The sequence below is a fragment of the Burkholderia sp. BCC1638 genome, assembly GCF_902833195.1.
GTDB classification, from domain to species: Bacteria; Pseudomonadota; Gammaproteobacteria; order Burkholderiales; family Burkholderiaceae; genus Burkholderia; species Burkholderia diffusa.
Genome location: NZ_CADFEC010000008.1, coordinates 261938 through 282595 on the forward strand (window position 1 = coordinate 261938; position 20658 = coordinate 282595).

General features: G+C 67.4%; 15 protein-coding genes, 1 tRNA gene, 1 pseudogene and 1 riboswitch. Of the genes and pseudogenes, 6 read left to right on the forward strand and 11 right to left on the reverse strand.

From position 1 onward, the window contains the following. Genes HWX22_RS12785 through HWX22_RS12800 form a run of 4 tightly spaced genes read left to right on the forward strand, consistent with a single transcriptional unit; the run spans position 1 to position 10576 of the window. Complete coding sequence (locus tag HWX22_RS12785; RefSeq protein WP_175915754.1) at positions 1-7614, forward strand: type I polyketide synthase; 7614 nt, start codon at positions 1-3, stop codon at positions 7612-7614. Beyond that, positions 7611-8525: a UDP-3-O-acyl N-acetylglycosamine deacetylase gene (locus tag HWX22_RS12790; protein WP_175915763.1), complete on the forward strand. Its 915-nt coding sequence runs from the start codon at positions 7611-7613 to the stop codon at positions 8523-8525. The genes HWX22_RS12785 and HWX22_RS12790 overlap by 4 nt, the downstream gene beginning before the upstream one ends. A 45-nt stretch (positions 8526-8570) precedes the next feature. Then, positions 8571-9899, forward strand: a complete 1329-nt coding sequence (locus HWX22_RS12795; protein ID WP_175915755.1) for an aminotransferase class I/II-fold pyridoxal phosphate-dependent enzyme — start codon at positions 8571-8573, stop codon at positions 9897-9899. Then, complete coding sequence (locus HWX22_RS12800; RefSeq protein WP_175915756.1) at positions 9896-10576, forward strand: GNAT family protein; 681 nt, start codon at positions 9896-9898, stop codon at positions 10574-10576. The genes HWX22_RS12795 and HWX22_RS12800 overlap by 4 nt, the downstream gene beginning before the upstream one ends. A gap of 21 nt (positions 10577-10597) precedes the next feature. Here HWX22_RS12800 and HWX22_RS12805 read toward each other — a convergent pair whose 3' ends face one another. Next, positions 10598-11431, reverse strand: coding sequence for a class II glutamine amidotransferase (locus tag HWX22_RS12805; protein WP_175915757.1), 834 nt, complete (start codon positions 11429-11431; stop codon positions 10598-10600). A 150-nt stretch (positions 11432-11581) separates the two neighbouring features. Continuing rightward, on the reverse strand, positions 11582-11911 hold the full coding sequence (locus tag HWX22_RS12810) for a carboxymuconolactone decarboxylase family protein (protein WP_059474721.1): 330 nt from the start codon (positions 11909-11911) through the stop codon (positions 11582-11584). A 130-nt stretch (positions 11912-12041) separates the two neighbouring features. Here HWX22_RS12810 and HWX22_RS12815 point away from each other — a divergent pair, with 130 nt between their 5' ends. After that, a complete protein-coding gene (locus HWX22_RS12815) occupies positions 12042-12989 on the forward strand; it encodes an AraC family transcriptional regulator (RefSeq protein ID WP_059820508.1) in 948 nt (315 codons plus the stop codon). 152 nt (positions 12990-13141) lie between these two features. Here the strand turns inward: HWX22_RS12815 and HWX22_RS12820 are convergent. From HWX22_RS12820 to HWX22_RS12860, 9 genes are all read right to left on the reverse strand, one after another. Continuing rightward, a tRNA-Lys gene (locus HWX22_RS12820) sits at positions 13142-13217 on the reverse strand. A gap of 58 nt (positions 13218-13275) precedes the next feature. Further along, a complete protein-coding gene (ybgF, locus tag HWX22_RS12825; RefSeq protein WP_059535482.1) occupies positions 13276-14025 on the reverse strand; it encodes a tol-pal system protein YbgF in 750 nt (249 codons plus the stop codon). A 19-nt stretch (positions 14026-14044) separates the two neighbouring features. Further along, a complete protein-coding gene (pal, locus tag HWX22_RS12830; protein ID WP_059535484.1) occupies positions 14045-14554 on the reverse strand; it encodes a peptidoglycan-associated lipoprotein Pal in 510 nt (169 codons plus the stop codon). Between the two features lie 17 nt (positions 14555-14571). After that, positions 14572-15867 (reverse strand): Tol-Pal system beta propeller repeat protein TolB, encoded by a 1296-nt coding sequence (tolB, locus tag HWX22_RS12835; protein ID WP_059690845.1) that lies wholly within the window; start codon positions 15865-15867, stop codon positions 14572-14574. A gap of 109 nt (positions 15868-15976) precedes the next feature. Beyond that, positions 15977-17044 (reverse strand): cell envelope integrity protein TolA, encoded by a 1068-nt coding sequence (gene tolA, locus HWX22_RS12840; protein ID WP_059820509.1) that lies wholly within the window; start codon positions 17042-17044, stop codon positions 15977-15979. Continuing rightward, the gene (gene tolR, locus HWX22_RS12845; RefSeq protein ID WP_059535490.1) at positions 17041-17490 is read right to left on the reverse strand and encodes a protein TolR; all 450 of its coding nucleotides are present in this window, start codon (positions 17488-17490) and stop codon (positions 17041-17043) included. The genes tolA and tolR overlap by 4 nt, the downstream gene beginning before the upstream one ends. A 10-nt stretch (positions 17491-17500) precedes the next feature. Further along, positions 17501-18178: a protein TolQ gene (tolQ, locus tag HWX22_RS12850; protein WP_010091489.1), complete on the reverse strand. Its 678-nt coding sequence runs from the start codon at positions 18176-18178 to the stop codon at positions 17501-17503. A gap of 144 nt (positions 18179-18322) precedes the next feature. Then, positions 18323-18808 (reverse strand): tol-pal system-associated acyl-CoA thioesterase, encoded by a 486-nt coding sequence (ybgC, locus tag HWX22_RS12855; protein ID WP_175915758.1) that lies wholly within the window; start codon positions 18806-18808, stop codon positions 18323-18325. Positions 18809-18916: 108 nt separating this feature from the next. Beyond that, positions 18917-19663: an SDR family NAD(P)-dependent oxidoreductase gene (locus tag HWX22_RS12860; protein ID WP_175915759.1), complete on the reverse strand. Its 747-nt coding sequence runs from the start codon at positions 19661-19663 to the stop codon at positions 18917-18919. A gap of 180 nt (positions 19664-19843) precedes the next feature. Continuing rightward, a riboswitch (ZMP/ZTP riboswitch) is annotated at positions 19844-19944 on the forward strand. Positions 19945-20081: 137 nt separating this feature from the next. Here HWX22_RS12860 and glyA point away from each other — a divergent pair. Then, a pseudogene (glyA, locus tag HWX22_RS12865) lies at positions 20082-20658 on the forward strand (serine hydroxymethyltransferase); the annotation flags it as partial.

The window sequence follows — 20658 nt, forward strand, 5'->3', positions numbered from 1 at the left end:
ATGAAAAAAAAAATTGCGATTATTGGGATAGCGTGCCGCTTTCCCGGTGGGGTTGAGGGACCCGACGACTTCTGGCAACTGCTGCGTGACGAGCGCGATGCCGTGACCGCCATTCCGCCGGACCGATTCGGCACGGCGTTCTATCAGCACCCATCGAAACGGGAGCCGGGAAAGAGCTACACGTTCGCGGCGGGCGTCGTCGACGACGTCGCGGGCTTCGACGCCGAATTCTTCGGCATCTCGCCGCGCGAGGCGGCGCAAATGGATCCGCAGCAGCGGCTGCTGCTCGAACTCGCGTGGGAGGCGTTCGAAGACGCCGGCGTGCGTCCGGCCGCGATGCGCGGACGCGACTGCGGCGTGTTCGTCGGCGTGGCGGGCATGGATTACGGCAACCGCAATATGGACGACATGAACACGATCGATCCGTATTCGGCAACCGGCAACACGCTCAGCATCGCGTCGAACCGCGTGTCTTACCTGTTCGACCTGCGCGGCCCGAGCATGTCGGTCGACACCGCTTGCTCGTCCTCGCTCGTCGCGCTGCATCAGGCGGTCCGCGCGTTGCAGTCCGGCGAGACGGCGATGGCGCTTGCCGGCGGGGTCAACCTGCTGCTGCATCCGTTCGGATTCGTCAGTTTTTCGAAGGCGTCGATGCTGTCGCCGCGCGGTCGTTGCCGCGCGTTCGACGCGACCGGCGACGGCTACGTGCGCGCCGAAGGCGGGGCGTTCGTGCTGCTCAAGCCGCTCGACCAGGCGGTGGCCGACGGCGATACGATCCACGCGGTGATCGCCGGATCGGGCGTGAATTCGGATGGCCATTCGCACGGCGGCATCAACGTGCCGGCAGCCGCGACGCAGGCGGACCTGCTGCGCACCGTGTATCGGCGCGCGGGCATCGATCCGCGCACGCTCGCGTATCTCGAGGCGCACGGCACGGGCACCGCGGTCGGCGATCCGATCGAGGCGCGCGCGTTGATCGACGCGGTGTCGGGCGGCCGGCCGGAATCCGATCCGCTGCTGATCGGCTCGGTCAAGACCAATATCGGACACCTCGAAACGGCATCGGGCATGGCCGGTCTGCTGAAGGCCGTGCTGTGCCTGAAGCATCGCGCGGTGCCGCGTTCGCTGCACTTCGACACGCCCAACCCCGGCATCGATTTCGAAGGCGGCCGCTTGCGCGTGGTCGATCGGTTCACACCGCTCGCGCGCGGCGATGCACCGCTGACCATCGGCATCAATTCGTTCGGCTTTGGCGGCACGAATGCGCACGTCGTCGTCACCGAAGCGCCGGCGCCGGCGCCAGTCGCGCAGTCGGCGGCAAGGATCGATGCTCCGTTGCCGCCGCTCGTCCTCACCGCGCGGTCGCCGGCCGCGCTGGCAGCCGTCGCCGCACGCCATCTCGCGCGCCTGCAGTCGGGGGCCGACTGGGCCGCACTCGCGGCCGCCGCCGCACGGCGTCGCCAGTGGCTCGAGTATCGCGCGGTCGTCGCGCCCGCGGATCAGGCTGAAGGCCTGGCGGCGCTCGCAGCACTTGTGGAGCCGTCGGAGCATGGGCTGCCGGCATGCGCCGTGCAGGGGCAGGCCATCGAAGGCGACGCGCCCGTCGCGTTCGTCTACGCGGGCAACGGCTGTCAATGGGCCGGGATGGGCAAGCGGCTCTATGCCGAGGATGCGGTGTTTCGCGCGGCGCTCGACGAAGTCGATGCGCTGTGGCGCGCGGACGGCAACGCATCGCTCGTCGAAGTCATGTGCGAAGGTGTCGATGCCGAATGGCTCGCCGCGACCGAGAACGCGCAGCCGCTGCTGTTCGCGATGCAGGTCGGCATCACGCGTGTGCTGACCGCGCGCGGCATCCGCTTCGATGCGGCGGTCGGTCACAGTGTCGGCGAGATCGCGGCGGCCTGGGTGTCGGGCGCGCTCACGCTCGCCGAGGCCGTGCGCGTGATCCGGATTCGCAGCGGTGCCCAGGGCCTGACGCGCGGCGCGGGCAGGATGGCGGCGGCCGGCATCGGCGAAGCCGCGGCGCGCGACTGGATCGCGCGTCTCGATCTCGCCGCTGCCATTGAAATCGCGGGCACCAACAGCCCCGACTCGGTGACGCTCGCAGGTTCGCAAGCCGCGCTCGAAACAATCGGCGCGGCGCTCGCGGACGCCGGCCATTTCTATCAGATGCTCGGCCTCGATTACGCGTTCCACAGCAGTCGCATGGATGCGATCGAGCCGGTCGTACGAGACGGGCTGGCCGATCTCGCGCCGCGCGATACGCACACGCGATTCGTGTCGACGGTGACCGGCGACACGTTGCCGGGGACCGCGCTCGACGCGGGTTACTGGTGGCGCAACATTCGCGAACCGGTTCGTTTCGGCGATGCCATTGCGCGCCTGGCCGACGATCGCGTGCGCGTGTTCGTCGAGATCGCCCCGCATTCGATCCTGCGCACTTACGTGAAGCAGACGCTTGCCGCCCGCGTCGCGCCGGGCGTCGTCGTGCCGACGCTCAAGCGTCAGCACGACAGCGCGGACATGCTCGCTCATGCGATCCTGTCGGCGGTCGCGCAGGGGGCGCGCGTCGATCTCGACCGCCTCGTTCCCGATGTCCCGCACGCCGCGCTGCCGACTTATCCGTGGCAGCGCGAGCGTTACTGGCTCGTGCCGAGCGTCGAGGGCTACGGGCTCGTGAATCGTCGCGTCGATCATCCGCTGCTCGGCTATCGCCTGCACGAGCATGCGTTCGCGTGGGAGAGCCAGCTCGATCCGCAGCGCGTGCCGATGCTCGCCGATCACGTGGTCGACGGCGGCGTCGCGTTCCCGGGCGCCGGTTATGTCGAAATGGCACTCGCGGCGGCGCGCAGGTTCTTCGGCACACCGGATGTTGCCATCGAGAACGTCGAGATCCGCATGCCGGTCGTGTTCCAGCCGCAGCACGCGAAGTTGTTCCGGTTCACGATCGACGTGCGCACCGCGTCATTTACGATCGAGACACGCGACCGGATGTCGGACGGCCCGTGGAACCTGAACGTGACGGGGCGCCTGCTCGAAAGCGGCAATACGCTCGATGCGTGCAGCATGCCGGATGCGTCCGTCGTCACCCGTCTGCAGTCGCGTCCGGCGCTTTCCGGCGACGCGCTGTATGCGGGCACGACGGCGATCGGCCTCAGCTACGGGCCCGCGTTCCGTTGGGTGCGGTCGCTGCGCGTGTCGGGCGACGACGCGCTTGCCGAGCTCGATGTGCCGTCGGTTCTTGCCGATGAGCATGCGCGATCCGACTATCTGTTGCATCCCGCGCTGATGGACAGCGGCTTCCATCCGCTGTTCGCGGTGCTGGCGCAGGCCGGTGCCACGCCGGACGATGCGCATTCGGCGTTTGTCCCCGTGCAGATCGGTCGTGTCGATTTCCTGAGCGGCGAAGCGATTCGTCGCGTGCTGGCGCGCATTCATCGCCGCAGCCCACATTCGATCGTCGCGTCGTTCGAATTCATCGATGCAAACGGCAAGATCGTCGCGCGCCTTTCCGCGTGCCGCTTCCGTCGCGTCGATCTCGCCGGGCGCCGTCAAGGCGCGCCCGCGCGCTTTGCCTACGTGCTCGAAGCGAGGCCGCTGCCGGCCGGTTACACGGCCGACGCGTTGCCGCCGCCGGGCGTGCTCGTCGAGCGTGCGAACGCGCATGTCATGGCGCGTGAGGACCTCGCGCGCCGCACGCAGCATCTGACCGAAACGTTGCCGCTGCTCGACGTGCTTGCCGGTCTGCATGCGCTCGACGCGCTGGATGCGCTCGGCGTGTTCGCCCAGCCGGCGCTGCTGACGAACACGCATCCGCAACAGGTCGCGCGACTGGCGGAAATCGTCGTCGAGGACGGGCTGGCGCGCTTCGAAGGTGATCGCCTGGTTCGCGACGACGAAGCCTGCGAGGCGATGCCCGCGCGTGACGCGCTGTGGCGCGACGTGCTGGCCGCATCGCCGGCCCATGTCGCCGAGCTGACGCTGCTGGCGCACGTCGGCGCGGCGCTGCCGCGCATGCTGCGCGACACGTCGCCCGAGGGCGCGCTGCTGTCGTCGACCGGGCGCAGTCTGGTCGAGCAGTTCTTCGATGCATCGCCGACCTGGGCGCATGCGCGCGCACTGCTCGCCGCCTGCGTGACGCAGGCCGTCGCGGCGTGGCCGGACGCACGCCGCTTGCGTGTCCTGGAGTTCGGTGCCGCGAGCGGCGACGTGTTGCAGCCGCTCGACGTGGACGTGCCGGCCGGTCGCTGCGAATACCTGCTGGCGGGTACGGCGCAGCAGCTCGCCGGGTTCGATGCGGAAGCGCATGCGCACGTACGGACGCTGGCGTTCGCGACCGACGCGCCGCTGTTCTCGCAATGCCGCGATACGACGCCGTTCGACGTGGTGATCGTCAACCGGATGCTGGGCGATCATCCGGATCCACTCGCCGCGCTGACGGCGATCGCCGAACGGCTCGCGCCGGGCGGGCTCGTCGTCATCGCCGATGCGCGCCGCAGCCGCTTCTCCGACATCGTGTTCGGCACGGCCGGTGGCGCGGGCGCTGCCGGCGCGTACGGCACGCTGGCGCCTGGCGCGATCGAGTCGATGTGCGAACGCGCCGGACTGGTCGACGTGGTGCGTGATACCGAACAAGGCCTCGATCTCGAGGGCACGCCGACGTTCGTCGTCGCGCGCAAGCCGGCTGCCCGCGAGCAGGCGGCCGGCGCATCGCGGGACGAGGATCGAGCGCGCATGGTGCAGCGTGACGGCGCGCACTGGCTGATCGTGCAGGACGATGACGATGCGTTCGGCATCGCCCTGGCGGGCGAACTCGAGCGGCTGGGCTGCCGCGTCGAGTCGGCAGCGGTGCGTGACGCCGCGGCATGGGCGGCGCGTCGGCCGGCCGGGCAGCCGGCGCATGTCGTGTTCGTGGCGCCGCTTGCATCGCTCGACACCGCCGACGGTGCGGCCATGATGCGCGCGCAGCACGGTGGCGCGCTCGCGCTGACATCGATCGTGCGCGATCTCGATGCCGCCGGCGCGACGGAGCGCGGGCGACTGTGCGTCGTGACGCGTGGCGGCGCGCCGTTCGCCGCAGGCACGTCGTCGCACCCCGAGCATGGAACGTTGTGGGGTCTCGGCCGCGTGATCGCGAACGAGTATCCGACGCTGCCGCTCCGGTTGATCGACGTCGATCGCGCCGTCGAACAACCGGCGTCGCAGCTTGCGATGGCGCTGCTCGGCGACGATGGCGAGGAAGAAGTGCTGCTTGCGCCGCAGGGCCGCTACGTGCCGCGCATGCTGCCGGCCGCGCAGGCGGCCGAGCGCGACGACGCGTCGTCGAGCGCATCGGACCGGGCGGGGGCGCGGCTCGCATTCGACACGCCGGGTTCGTTGCGCAACCTCGCATGGTTCGCGATGCCGGCACGCGATCTCGCCGCGGGCGAGGTCGAGATCGAGCCGATGGCGACGGGGCTCAATTTCCGCGACGTGATGTACGCGATGGGGCTGTTGTCCGACGAAGCCGTCGAGACGGGCTTCGCGGGCGCGACGATCGGCATGGAAATGTCGGGACGCGTCGCGCGGGTCGGCGCGGACGTCGAAGGGTTTGCACCGGGTGACGCGGTGCTGGGTTTCGCACCGGCATCGTTCGCGACGCGCGTGGTCACGCGCGCGACCGCGATCGCACGCAAGCCCGACACGATGTCGTTCGAGGAGGCCGCCACGGTTCCGACGACGTTCTTCACCGCGTACTACGCGTTGTGCGAACTGGCGCGACTGCGACGCGGAGAGCGCGTGCTCGTGCACGGCGGCGCGGGCGGGGTCGGCATCGCGGCGATCCAGATCGCGCGGCATCTCGGCGCGGAAGTCTTCGCCACTGCGGGCAGCGACGAGAAGCGCGAGTTCATTCGCCTGCTCGGCGTCGACCGCGTGTTCGATTCGCGCAGCCTCGCGTTCGCCGACGAGATTCGTGCGCGCACGCACGGCGAAGGCGTCGACGTCGTGCTCAATTCGCTCGCGGGCGAAGCGATGGTGCGAAGCATCGATACGCTGCGTCCGTTCGGCCGCTTCCTCGAACTCGGCAAGCGCGACTTCTACGAGAACAGCCAGATCGGCCTGCGGCCGTTCCGCAACAACATCAGCTATTTCGGCATCGACGCGGACCAGTTGATGGGCGCGCTGCCGTCGCTGACGACGCGACTGTTCGAGGAAGTGATGCGCCTGTTCTCCGCCGGCGTGCTGCATCCGTTGCCATACCGCGCGTTCCCGGCCGCACGTGCGGAGGAAGCGTTCCGCTACATGCAGCAGGCGCGCCAGATCGGCAAGGTGCTGGTCACCTATCCGTCGGGCACGCCGGCGCCGACGCGTGGCGTCGCGGTGCCGACGCTGCGGCTCGACCCGCAGGCGGCATACCTGATCGTCGGTGGCACCGGCGGGCTGGGCTTCGCGACCGCGCGCCGGATGATCGAGCGCGGCGCGCGGCACCTGACGCTCGCGAGTCGCGGCGGCGCACTGGGCGCGGCAATGCAGGCCGAAGCCGACCGCTGGCGAGACACGTTCGGCGCCGACGTGTCGGTCGCGCGATGCGACGTGACCGACGCCACGGCGCTCGATAGCCTCGTCGACGAGATCGAGCGTCGCGGAACGCCGCTCAAGGGCGTGCTGCATTCGGCGATGCAGATCGACGACGGGCTGCTGCGCAACGTCGACGACGCACGCTTCGCGGCTGTGCTCGAACCGAAGGTGGCGGGCGCATGGAACCTGCATCGCGCGACGCAGCGTTGCACGCTCGATTTCTTCGTCGTGTATTCGTCGGCGACGACCTGTCTCGGCAACCCGGGGCAGGGCGCGTACGTCGCCGCCAACGGCTTTCTCGAAGCGCTGGTCGCGCATCGTCGCGCGGCCGGCCAGCCGGGCCTGTTCATGGCGTGGGGGCCGATCGAGGACGTCGGCTTCCTCGCGCGCAACGCCGGCACGCGCGAGGCGTTGCAGTCGCGGATTGGCGGTGCGTCGATCACGTCGGACGAAGCGATGGGCGCGCTCGAGCGCGCGCTTGCCCAAGGGACCGCCGGCGAAGCAGTCGTGCGCCTCGATTGGGGCGCCATCTCGCGCGGCATGCCGGCCGCGCACGCTCGCCGTTACACGGCGTTGCAGACGGGTGGGGCGGCCGAGACGTCGAGCGAGGATCGCGTGTTGCCGGAACAGTTGCGTGCGCTGCCGCCTGCCGAGGCGGTCGCCCTCGTCGAGACGGCGCTGCGCGGCCAGATCGCGCGGATTCTGCACATGTCGCCGGAGCGCGTCGATGCCGGCCGGTCGGTCCTCGATCTCGGGATGGACTCGCTGATGGGCATGGAGCTCGGCATGGCCGTCGAGGAGACCTTCGGCGTCAAGCTGTCGATCATGGCGATCGCGGAAGGCGCGACGGTGCATACGCTGGCCGAGCGCATCGTCGAATTGCTCGATGATCGGCACGGCGACGGAAAGGCCGCGGCAACGGACGAGCTGGCGCAAGCGCTGGTCGCGCGGCATGCATTGGGCGATGAGGCGCGGGCGACGCTCGCACGTCATCAGGATTACGAAAAAAACCAGGGGGCAGCAACATGCAAGTCGACGCCGGTGCATGCCGGGTGAAAGCACCGCAGGGGTGGCAGGCGAGCGAAGGCACGGTCGCCCGGCCGGTGACGATGACCGGACATGGTCTGCACACCGGCCGCCGGGTCCAGGTGCGGATCCTGCCCGCGACGCCGTCGGACGAACGGCACGGGATCGTGTTTCGCCGCATGCGCGGCGATCATCAACTGGGGATGCTTGCCGCCGGCCCGGCGGTGCGTCGCGCGCAGCCGCTCTGCACGATGCTGCGTGCCGACGACGGCATGGGCGTGCGTACGGTCGAGCACCTGCTTGCATCGCTGCTGACCTGCGAGATCGATCACGCGATCGTCGAACTCGATGCGGAAGAAGTGCCGATTCTCGACGGCAGCGCGCGGCCGTGGATCGACGCGATCGCGGCCGGCGGCCGTGCCGAATTGCGGCGTTCGAAGCGCTTTCTCCGGGTGCTGAAGCCGGTGGGCGTGGCCGACGGCGAGGGCGCGTCACGGCGCGAATTGCGCGTCGAGCCCGCCGAGCGATACGAATTCAGCGTGCGCGACGATCTCAAGGGGTTCGGCGACATGCAGTGGGACGGCGAGCTCACGCCGGGGACGTTCGCCAGCGAGATTTCGTCGTCGCGTTCGTACGGGCGGATCAAGTGGGCCGTGCCGGCGATCGCCGTCGGCTACCTGACGGGCACGCCGATCCTGCGCGGCGCGAGGCCGTCGTGCACGGCGTCGATCATCGGCAATCACGTGATCGGCGGACTGCGCGCGCCCGACGAATTCGTGCGTCACCGCGTGCTCGATCTCGTCGGCGATCTGGCGCTCTCGGGCTCGCCGCTGCTCGGGCGCGTCACCGCGCATCGCCCCACTCACGAAATGAATTACCGACTCCTCAGTGCGTTGCTCGGTACGCCCGACGCGTACGAATGGATCGACGTATCCGCGTAACGCGGACGCAATGACGTAACGGACGGACTGCCCGGAACCCAAGACATGGCACTCGGAGAACACCTTCGCCAGCAACTGGCGGCGAAAGCCCTGAAACGGCAACTCGAGCGCGCGACGGAAGCCGCCGCGGCGCCCGGCGTGCCCGGTACGCCGGCGGCGCAGGCCGCGTCGGCGCGCAGCCGTTTCGAATCGATGCCGCAATATCAGCAGGTCAGGATCATGCGCGAGATGGGCGAGAAGCTGCGCGTCGACTCGCCGTTCTTCCGCGTGCACGATGGCGTTGCCGGCGCGACCACGCAGATCGGCGGTCGCGAATACGTGAACTTCGCGAACTACAACTACCTCGGCCTCGCCGGCGATCCGACCGTATCCGAACGTGCGAAGGCCGCGATCGACCGCTACGGTACGTCGGCGTCCGCGAGCCGGATGGTCGCGGGTGAGCGTCCGGTGCAGCGCGACCTTGAGCGTGCGCTGGCCGCGTTCTACGAGAGCGACGATTGCGTCGCGTTCGTGAGTGGCCACGCGACCAACGTGACCGTGATCGGCGCGCTGTTCGGCCCCGGTGACCTGATCGTCCACGACGCGCTCGCGCACAACAGCATCGTGCAGGGTGCGCAGCTGAGCGGCGCGAAACGGCTGAGCTTCGCGCATAACGACTGGCAGGCGCTCGACGAACTGCTGTCGCGCGTGCGCCGCGAATACCGGCACGTGCTGATCGCGATCGAGGGGCTGTACAGCATGGATGGCGATTTCCCGGACCTCCAGCGTTTCGTCGACGTGAAGACGCGCCACGGCGCGTTCCTGCTGGTCGACGAAGCGCACTCGCTCGGCGTGCTCGGCGCGACGGGCAAGGGCATCCATGAGCATTGCGCGGTCGCGCCCGACCAGGTCGACATGTGGATGGGCACGATGAGCAAGACGCTGGCCGGTTGCGGCGGCTTCATCGCCGGCTGTCAGCCGCTCGTGGACATGCTGCGCCATCTGGCTCCGGGCTTTCTCTATAGCGTCGGACTCGCGCCGACGCTGGCCGAAGCGTCGCTGGCCGCGCTCGAACGCCTGCGGGCCGAACCGGAGCGGGTTGCGCAACTGCAGGCGCGCGGGCGGCAGTTTCTGACCGAGGCACGCGCGGCGGGGCTGAACACCGGCACGAGCGCGGGGTATGCGGTCGTGCCGGTCATCACCGGAAGTTCGCTGAAAGCCGCGCAGTGGGCCAACGCGATGTTCGACGAAGGGATCAACGTGCAACCGATCTTCTATCCGGCCGTCGAGGAGAAGGCCGCGCGCCTGCGGTTCTTCATCTGCTCGACGCACGAGCCCGGGCAGATCAGCCGGACGGTCGATGTGCTGGCCCGCCTGGCGGGGCGGGCGGCATGATGTCCGCCGCGGCGCTCGCGCCGTCCTTCGACGTGCCGCAAGCCGGTGCGTCGACGCCATTTCGCGCCGCATGCGAGGACGATGCGGCGGCATGTGCGCCGCTCGTGTTTGCATCCGGCGTCGGCGAATTCGGTTTCTTCCTCGGTGAAAGCGACGCGCGCTGCATTGCGTTCCTGCAACAGGCGTTCCGGTCGCGTCACGGCCGGTTCTCGTGGCGCAGGCATCGGGTCGCCGTCGACTCCGACGGCACCGTGCATGCCGTGATGGCCATCCATGACGGGCGCCGGACGATGTTCGACGACGTTCACGTCGTGTGGGCCTTGGCGCGTTTTTTCGGCGTGCGCCGCACGATCGGCCAGCTGCTGCGCGGGCTGGTGCTCGAAACGGAGATTCCGGCGCCCAAGCGCGCGCAGATCCTCATTGCGCATTGCGCGACGGCCGAGCAGCGGCGCGGTGCGGGCATTTTCACCACACTGCTGCGCGACGCGTTCGAGAGCGGTGCGTTGCCGGACGACGACAGCCGTGACATCGTGCTCGACGTGCTGACCCGCAACGAGCGTGCCCGCGCGCTGTACGAGCGGCTCGGCTTCGTCGCGCTGACGCGGTCGCGTCAGCGCTCGCGAAAGTTGCCGGCCGAGCTCGATTCGGTACGCATGCGGTTCACGCGTCGCGGCTGACGGCGCGAACGCCTTCGCGGCCTACTTGTGCCGCGGATTGAACGGCCGCTGCTGCACATCCGCCCCATGCGCGACGATCGCCGTGCTTTCGGGCACTTCCTCCCATGCGCCGCGCACGTCGACGAGCGGTTCCGACACGACCATGAACGCGTCGTCGCCCGCTTCGACTATGCGCGGATTGTGTGGGTAAAGTTCGTGCAGATGTTTGAACGACGTGCTGTGGAATAGCGAGCGCGATTGCCGTTCGCTTGAGTAGCGCACCGCGATGATCCGGTCGCCGTCCGTCGCGCAGATCGTCATGTTGAGCGGCTCGGCGACGCGGTAGCGCGCGGCGGTGTCCTCGATCACGCCGACCATGCGTTCGAGCGCCGGCAGCGGCATCTGCTCGAGGCCGTAGGTCAACGCGAGACGGAACATCACCTCGGAGTCGGTCGATCCTTCGAGCGTAGCGAACAGCGCCGGGTCGACCTTCATCGTCAGGTCGCGGCGCAGCTTGTGGAAATCGCGGATCAGTCCGTTGTGCGCGAACAGCCAGCGGCCATGGCGGAACGGGTGACAGTTGGTTTCCTGGACGGGCGTATCGGTTGCCGCACGGATGTGCGCGATGAACATCCGCGAGCGGATCGCGCGCGCGGCTTCGCGCAGGTTGCGGTCGTTCCATGCGGGATGCACTGAGCGGTAGCGGAACGGCAGTTCATCGGGGCGGCCGTACCAGCCGATGCCGAACCCGTCGCCGTTGGTGGTCGTGGCGCCCAGTTCCGAATGCAGGCTCTGGTCGATCAGCGAATGCTTCGCGCGAAACAGTACGGTCTCGAGATGGATCGGATTACCCGTATAGGCGAGCCAGCGGCACATGGAGCGCTCCTTCGCGATGAATCCTCTCGCGCATGGTAGCCGACTTCGCGGCGCCGCTATACGCGGCTGCCGCGCGCTCGCCGGTTGGTGGACTGCACCGGGCGATCGTCGATGAAGGATGCGGCGGGTGCCGCATCCTTCGTGCACGCGTCAGTCGCCGAGCGCGTCCATCACGCGGGCGGAGTAGACGAGCGCCGCGCCCGCATTCAGTGCGATCGCGACGCCGAGCGCTTCGGCCACTTCCTCCTTGGTCGCGCCATGCTTCGCGGCTTCCGCCGTGTGCACGGCGATACAGCCGTCGCAGCGCGTCGTGACGGCCACCGCGAGCGCGATCAGTTCGCGCGTCTTCGCGTCGAGGTGGCCCGTCTTGGCGCCGGCGCCGGACAGCGCCTTGTAGCCGGCCAGCGTGTCGGGCGAGAGCTTCGCGATTTCGCCGATGCGCGTCGTGAGTTCCTTCCGGTATTCGTTCCAGTTCAGCATGATGCGTCCTTTCGAGAAGAAGTGGATCGGGCGGCGGATGCCGCGATCTCGGGCGATGCAGCACTTATTCTGATCGCCTATGCTGAGGGTTTCGATACGTTAGAGTGTCAATTTTTAGCGCAAACGTCTCATGGACGCGTTGAGTCAACTGTTGTCGCTGGGTCGCAGTCATGTCGAACTCGACGTGCGCTGCCTGCTCGATGGCCCGTTCGCGATGCCGCACGATCCGTTGCCGCCCGGCGAGGCGGCGTTTCACCTGCTGCTGTCCGGTACGTGCCAGCTGCGCACGGCTGACGGGCGTACGCTGCGGCTGTCCGACGGCGATTTCGTGCTGTTGCCGGCGGGGGACGCGCACGACTTGTCCGATGTCGAGGGCGGCGGTGTGCGGTCGGTCGCGTCGCTGCGCGAACCAGGCGCGGCCGGCGGTGCGGTGCTGCCGGTCAAGTCGAATCGCGATCTCGCGGCCCCGGCCGATGCAAGTGTCGACCTGCTCTGCGGCCGCTTCGTCTACGCGCGCGGTGCCGGTGATTTGTTGATGCGCACGCTGCCGCGCGTGCTGCATGTCGGGTTGCGCGAGGCGTCGGGGCCTGCGTCGCTGCAACTGCTGACGAGCGTGCTGCGGGCGGAGGCATCGAACGCGCAGCCGGGTGCGCGTGCGATCGTGAATGCGCTCGGACAGGCGCTGCTCGCCTACGCGTTGCGCGCGTACGGCCGCGATGCGCGCGTGCCGGCCGGCTGGCTCGCGCTGGCCGCTGACGCGCGGCTCGGCCCGTCGGTCCAGGCCGTGCTGCAGGCGCCGGCGCAATCGTGGACGGTCGAGTCGCTCGGCGCGGCATCCGCGATGTCGCGTGCGACCTATGCGCGGCATTTCCGAGCGAAGGCGGGGATGAGTGTCGGCGCATTCGTCGCGCGGATCCGGATGATGCATGCGTGCGCGCTGCTTCAGGATACGCAGCGCGGCCAGGCGGAAATCGGGCAGGCGGTCGGTTATCAGTCGGAGGCGGCGTTCGGCAAGGCGTTTCGCGCGGTGCTCGGCACGACGCCTGGGCGCTGGCGGCGCGCGCAGCGCGGCACGTGAGATTGCCCACGGGATCGTCGTGCCCGACGATGAACCGTTGGCGAAAATCGGGGAGGGGAGAAGTGTCTGCCTGCCGCGGCGCACACTTGCTCGCGAGGCAGCGACAATGAAAAAGGGGCTTCCGGTTTCCCGGAAGCCCCTTCTTGACATCTTGGTAGGCCGTGCGTGACTCGAACACGCGACCAACGGATTAAAAGTCCGCTGCTCTACCAACTGAGCTAACGACCCAAAGAGCGAAAAATTATAGCGGCGGATCGCTGGTCTGTCAACAACCCGTCACCATGATTTATTTGATGCTTTCGATCTTGCCCTGTGCCGTCTGCGCAGCGTTCGATCCGGCGTATTGCGACACGACCTGCTCGAACGTCTTCTTCGCGGCCGCCTTCTGGCCTTGCTCGAGCTGGTTCGTACCGATCGCGACGAGCGCGTCGGCCGCGCGCGGATGCTGCGGATACTTGCTCACGATCGCTTGCCACGTCGCGGTCGAGCCGCGGTAGTCGCGTAGCGCGTATTGCGCGTTGCCAAGCCAGTACTGCGCGGTCGGCTGGTACGGGCTTTGCGGATACTTCGCGATGAAACTGCGAAACGACGCGGCGGCAGCCTTGAAGTTGCCGTTGCGGAATTGCTGCTGCGCCGCGCTGAGCGCATCCGTTTCACCCGGCTGCACGGTGCCTTCGACACCATCGATCGTCGCCTGTTGCGGCTCGAACTTCTTGAGCCGCGTGTCGAGATCCTGGTAGTACTCCTTCTGTTGCCGCTCGAGCGTCGTCAGCCGGTTCGTCAGATCTTCGTTCTCGCCGCGCAGCGTCGCGACCTGCTGGTTCAGCTGGTCGATACGGCCGGATTGATCGAGGATCGTACGCTGGGCGGCCGACAACTGGCTGGACAGGTTGTCGCTCTTGCTGCGCAGATCGAGCACGGCGCGGCGCGCCTCGTTGTCGTCGAACATGCCGGCGTGCGCCGGCGCGGCCGACCACGCCGCGCCGACGACGCAGATTGCTGCGGTGATCCGCAGCCAGGATACACGGTGCGTCATACGGCAACTCTTCCGTTACTTACTGTTGGTAGACGAGGTCGGCGCGACGGTTCTGCGCCCACGATGCTTCGTCGTGACCCGATGCTTGCGGCTTTTCCTTGCCGAGGCTCACGGCTTCCATCTGCGAGTCGTTCACGCCGAGCAGCGCCATCGCGCGGCGGACAGCCTCCGCACGCTTCTGGCCCAGCGCGAGGTTGTACTCGCTCGTGCCGCGTTCGTCGGTGTTGCCCTGAATCAGCACGTGGCGCTGCGGGTGGCTCTTCAGGTACTGCGTGTGTTGCTGCAGCAGCGGCTGGTATTCGTCCTTCACCGAATAGCTGTCGAAGTCGAAGTAGATGCTGCGCTTCGCGAGCGGGCTGTTCGGGTCGTTCAGCGGATCGACGTTCACTTGTGCGACGTTGTCGGCGCTCGGTTGCGTGCTCATCGCGCCCGCGTTGGCCTTGTCGTCGAGCTTCACGCCCGACTTACACGCTGCGAGCGCGCTGATCATCATCACGGCCAGGGCCAGACGAGCTTTGTTCGACATCATGGTTACTCTCCTTGTGGTCATTGCATGAAGGGCCCCCACGACGGCTCACGAACGGAGCCGCCCTGGACGGACAGGATCTGCGGCGGCGCGCTGCCGTCGGAGGGCACTGCTGCCAGCACGTTGCGACCACCCGACTGGGTAGCGTAAAGAAGGTACTGGCCGTTTGCCGCGAAGCTCGGCGATTCGTCGCGATTGGTATTCGTGATGGCGTTCGCCGCGCCGGTTTGCAGATCCTGAACGTACAGCTTGAACCCCCCACCCGTGCGGGAGATGTAGGCGAGCAGCTTGCCGTCCGGGCTGATGCGCGGGCTGGTGTTGTAGCTGCCGGTGAAGGTCACGCGTTGCGCGGAGCCGGCGCTTTCGCCTTGCGCGGGCATCCGGTAGATCTGCGGCGCGCCGCCGCGATCGCTCGTGAAATAGATCCAGCGGCCGTCCGGCGAGTAGAACGGCTCGGTATCGATCGAGCTGCTCTGCGTGAGCCGGCGCAGACCGCCGCCGTTCGCATTGACCGTATAGATTTGCGTATTCCCCGTCAGCGACAGCGCAACGGCCAGCGTGTTGCTGTCCGGCGACCACGCCGGCGCACTGTTGTTGCCCTTCTGGTCGGAGACCATGTAGCGGCGGCCGGTCGGCAGGTCGTGGATGTAGACGATCGGCTTCTTGCGCTCGAACGATACGTACGCGACCTTCGTCCCGCTCGGCGACCACGCCGGCGAGATGATCGGCTCGGTGCTCGACAGCGCGATGCGTGCATTCTGGCCGTCCGAGTCCGAGATCTGCAACTGATACCGGTTGCCCGTCTTGATCACGTACGACAGACGCGTCGCGAACACGCCGCGCACGCCGAGCAACTTCTGGTAGATGTAGTCGGCAATCTTGTGGCCGGCCGTGCGCAGGGAGGTGTCCGTCGCCGTCAGCGACAGGCCGCCGAGGCTTTGCTGCTTCACGGTGTCGTACAGGATGAAGTTCACCTTGTACTGACCGTTGGCTTCGCGGTTCACGCTGCCGGCGACGAACGCGTTCGCGCCCTTGGCCTTCCATGCGCCGAGATCGACCGATGCGGTCTCGGGCACGGGCGTGCTGCCCGCGTCGATATTGGTGAATTTGCCGCTGCGGGCGAGGTCGGCGCGGACGATCGACGTGACCTGCTGCGGCAGGCCCGCCTCGTTCGCGAAGTTCGCGGTGGCGATGGGGAACTGGGTCGAACCGACGCCGGTGATCAGCACGTTGACCTGCGCGTTAGCGGCGCCGCCGGCCGCAATCAGACACGAGGCCACGAGTGCCCTGAAACCTAGTTTCGTCATCAAACTCATGCTTCTTGCTTCCCATGTGACTTGGATCGCTGCGCAACCGCAGAGACAGTAAAAATACCCGATTCGTTCCCGTCCGGCAGCGACGCACGGAGTGTAAGCGCATTTGCGATCACTCCGCCGCCTTGAAGGTAATCGTAATGTCGGACGGGGTACGACCGTTAGAATCGGGCGGCAATGGGACCGACGCCTGAATCGCATTGACCACGGCTTGATCCCACCCCGAATTTCCGCTCGAACGGCGGATCGAAACGCTCAACACGTCGCCCGACGGCGTGCAGCGGATCGCGACGACCGTCGTCAGGCCCGCGCGCTCGCCGCCCCAGACGATGTTCGGCTTCACACGGCGACGCACCTTGTCGGGATAGCCGGGCGACGCGGCATTGCCGCCGGAGCCCGTCCCGGTACCGCTTTTCGCGAGGCCTTCACCGCCGCCTTCGCCGGCCCCGGACATGCCTTGCATCTGTGCGAGACGCGCGCTGCGCTCGCGGTCGAGCTTCGCCTTCGCTGCCGCGTCGGCCTTCGCGCGCGCCGTCGCTTCGGCCTTCGCCTTGGCCTGGGCTTCCGCCTTCGCCTTCGCGGCCGCGTCGGCCTTGGCCTTCGCCGCTTGCTGCGCTTCAAGTTGCGCCTGCTTCTGTTGCTGCAGTTTCTGCTGCTGGAGTTTCTGCTGTTCGAGCTTCTGCTGCTCCACGAGCTGTTGTTGCTTGAGCTTGTCCGCCTGCTTCTGTTTTTCGCGCTCGGCGGCCTTCTGCGCGGCGAGGGCAGCAGCCTGCTGGGCCGCCAACTGCTCGCGCCGCGTTTCTTCTTGCTGGGCCTTCAGTTGCTGCGCGCGGCGCTGCTGCTCGAGCAGCGCTTCGCGCGCGGCCGCTTCCTGTTGCCGTTTCTTCTGCTGCAGCGCGATGTCCGCCTGCTCGTCCCGCACCGGGGGAGGGGGAGGAGCGAGCTTTGCGGGCGGCGTCGGCGTGACGACGGGCCGCGGCGCGGGCACGTCGGGCACCTCGGTCCACAGTTCGGCTTCGGCGCCGGCCGGCGTGCTGTTCTGCCACTGCACGCCGTGATACAGGAACAACGCGAGCAGCACGTGCATCAGCGCAGCGAGCGCGAACGCGCGCCAGGTGCCGCGTTCGCGAGGGGGCTGAGACGGATAGGCGTTGCCGCGCGTGGATTGCTGCCGGTTCATTGCGATTTGACGAGGAGGCCGACGCGCTTGACGCCACGCGCCTTCAGGTCCGACATCACGGTCATGACGGCATCGTACTGCACGGTCTTGTCGGCCGCGATCACGACGGGCTGGTCGGGATGGTCAGCCTGCCGGGCCAGGATGAAGCTGTCGAGCTCGGCCTTGGTCATCGTGTCTTCCTGCGTCGCGCCGGAGTCGCCCTTGTACTTGACGCTCATCGTGCGGTCGGCCTTGATGTTGACGACGACCGGCGGCGTCTGTTCCTGGGGTGCGGCATTGCCGACGGTCGGCAGATTGATGATCGACGGGGCGACGAGCGGTGCCGTGACCATGAAGATCACGAGCAGCACCAGCATCACGTCGATGTACGGCACGACGTTGATGTCGGCCATCGCGCGGCGCGAGCGGCCGCCGCGCATGCTGGATCGAATGGGACTTCCTGCCATGGCGCGCTCCTTACTGGGCCTGACGCTGCAGGATGTTCGAGAACTCTTCGATGAAGGTCTCGAAGCGGATCGCGAGGCGGTCGATGTCGTGCGCGTAGCGGTTGTACGCAACCACCGCCGGAATCGCGGCGAACAGGCCGATCGCGGTGGCGACAAGCGCCTCGGCAATGCCCGGTGCGACGTTCGCGAGCGTCGCCTGCTGCACGTTCGCCAAGCCGCGGAACGAGTTCATGATCCCCCAGACGGTGCCGAACAGACCGATGTACGGACTGACCGAGCCGACCGACGCGAGGAACGCGAGGTTCGCTTCGAGCACGTCCATTTCGCGCTGGAACGACGCGCGCATCGCGCGGCGCGCGCCGTCGAGCACGAGGCCCGGGTCGCTGATGCGCTTTTCCTTCGCCTTCAGAAACTCACGCATCCCCGATTCGAAAATCCGCTCGAGCGCGCCGATCGTGTGGCGATTGTTGGCCGCGCTCTGATACAGCGCCTGCAGGTCACCGCCCGACCAGAAATCCCTTTCGAAGCGTTCGGTCTGCGCGCGTGCGCGGCGGATCGCGAACCACTTGCGGAAGATGAAGGTCCACGACATCAGCGACAGAAGCAGCAGCAGCCCCATCACGGCCTGGGCCAGCACGCTCGCGTTGAGGACGAGGGAAATGATCGACAGGTCTTGAGAAGTGTTCATAGAGGTTTGAGTAATGTCCCTTCGGGGATGTCCGGCGAGGGGGCACGGTATGCGTGTGGCGCGGCGCGCCGGCCTGGCCTGGCGCCGAACCTTGCTTAGTATCGATTCAGGAAGGCAAGTTCATGGGTTTTGTCTAAACGGTGCTCATCCGAGCTTCGTTGACAATACAGTCTGCCCGGCGTCGATGACGGGCCCGCGTTGCAGCGCGTCGAGCACGACCGGCGGGATTGCCGCGGGCCGGATGCCGGTTCGGTCGACGCAGCCGAGGCGGATGTGTCCGGCGACGAGCAGCGTGTCGCCACGCCAGGCTTCCTGCGTGAATTCCACGGATGCGCGGCCGATGCGTCCGGGCCGGCTCGTGACCGTCAGCGTGTCGTCGAGTCGCGCCGGTGCGCGGTAGTCGAGCGAGGTACTGCGGACGATGAAGATCGCGCCCGTGTCGTCGGCGAGCCGACGCTGGTCGATGCCGCACGCGCGCAGCCATTCGGTGCGGGCGCGCTCGAAGAATTTCAGGTAGTTGGCATAGAAGACGATGCCGCCTGCGTCGGTGTCCTCGTAGTACACGCGTACCGGCCAGGTGAAGTCGGAGTGCGCGTCCGGGGAGCGGGTAGGCTGGGTCATGGCGCGCATTTTACCGGAAGGCCGAGGCCCGATTCGTAACCGATTCGTAACGGAATGTAGTACGTCGTAGCACGCCGCGGGCCGGCCGGAACCGGGCCCGCGGCTGGGCTCGCCGTGTCAGCCGCGATGGATCGCGAGGCCGGCCGGGGCTTGGGCGACCGGCATCATTTCGATCGTGTTGATGTTGACGTGCGCGGGGCGCGTCGCGATCCAGTAGATCGTGTCGGCGATGTCCTCGGCCGTGAGCGGCTGGACGTTCTGGTAGACGTTCGCCGCCTTCGCATCGTCGCCGCGGAAGCGGACGTTCGAGAATTCCGTGCCGCCGCACAGGCCCGGCTCGATATCGGTGACGCGCAACGGCGTGCCGATCAGGTCGGCGCGCAGGTTCAGGCTGAATTGTCGGACGAAAGCCTTGGTCGCACCGTATACGTTCCCGCCCGGATACGGATAGGTGCCGGCCACCGAACCCAGGTTGAAGATGTGACCGCGCCCGCGCTCGATCATGCCGGGCAGCAACGCATGGGTGACGGTCACGAGGCCCGAGCAATTCGTGTCGATCATGGTTTGCCACTCGTCGAGGCTGGCTTTGTGCGCAGGCTCGACGCCGAGCGCGAGACCGGCGTTGTTGACGAGCACGTCGAGCGCCGCGAATTTGGCGGGAAGGGCGGCCGGCACGGCTTCGACGGCGGCGCGGTCGCGCACGTCGAGCTCGAACGGCAGCAGTGCGTCGCCGAGTTCTGCCGCGAGCGCATCGAGACGATCCTTGCGGCGCGCGGTTGCGACGACACGGTGGCCGCCCTTGACGAAGGCACGGGCGATGGCGGCGCCGAAGCCGGCGGACGCGCCTGTGACGAACACGATCATTGCTGCTCCTGGTCGGTAACAAAGTAGCGGATGGTATCCCGCAAGCCTACTGAGATTGCGGCACCGCGGCAAGGCGCCAAAGCGCGTCGGCACGGGCGCGTAAAGTCTGGCCCCCATTATTTCCGGGCGACTGCCGCGCGGTTGCCTATTCATGACGCATCCAATACACTAACGCGCTCATCACCCCTGCGTGACTGGCGATAGAACCCTTCGGGTTCAAGGTGGAGCATCCCACCGTGAAGCGCGGGGCGCCGTTTTTGCCGTTCGCCTGGGCAGCCGTTGTGCGCCGTCGCGTGCATCGCCGGTGGCTGTCCTGCCTCGCGTCATACGGATTCTTCCGCCACGTCGGGCTGGTTCCGCCAGCAGCGCAATGTACTCGGCCACTCCGGTCAACCTGTACACACTTAACGGAAACCGTATGTTTGACAGAGCCCAAAGCACCATCGCGAACGTCGATCCCGAAATCTTTGCAGCGATCGAGCAGGAAAACCGCCGCCAGGAAGAGCACATCGAGCTGATCGCGTCGGAAAACTACACGAGCCCGGCCGTGATGGCCGCACAGGGCTCGCAGCTCACGAACAAGTACGCGGAAGGGTATCCGGGCAAGCGTTACTACGGCGGCTGTGAATACGTCGACGTGGTCGAGCAACTGGCGATCGACCGCGTGAAGCAGTTGTTCGGCGCGGAAGCCGCGAACGTGCAGCCGAACTCGGGTTCGCAGGCGAACCAGGGCGTGTTCTTCGCGATGCTCAAGCCGGGCGACACGATCATGGGCATGAGCCTCGCGCATGGCGGCCACCTGACGCACGGCTCGCCGGTGAATATGTCGGGCAAGTGGTTCAACGTCGTGAGCTACGGCCTGAACGAAAGCGAAGACATCGACTACGACGCCGCCGAGAAACTGGCGAACGAACACAAGCCGAAGCTGATCGTCGCGGGCGCGTCGGCATTCGCGCTGAAGATCGACTTCGAGCGTCTGGCGAAGATCGCGAAGT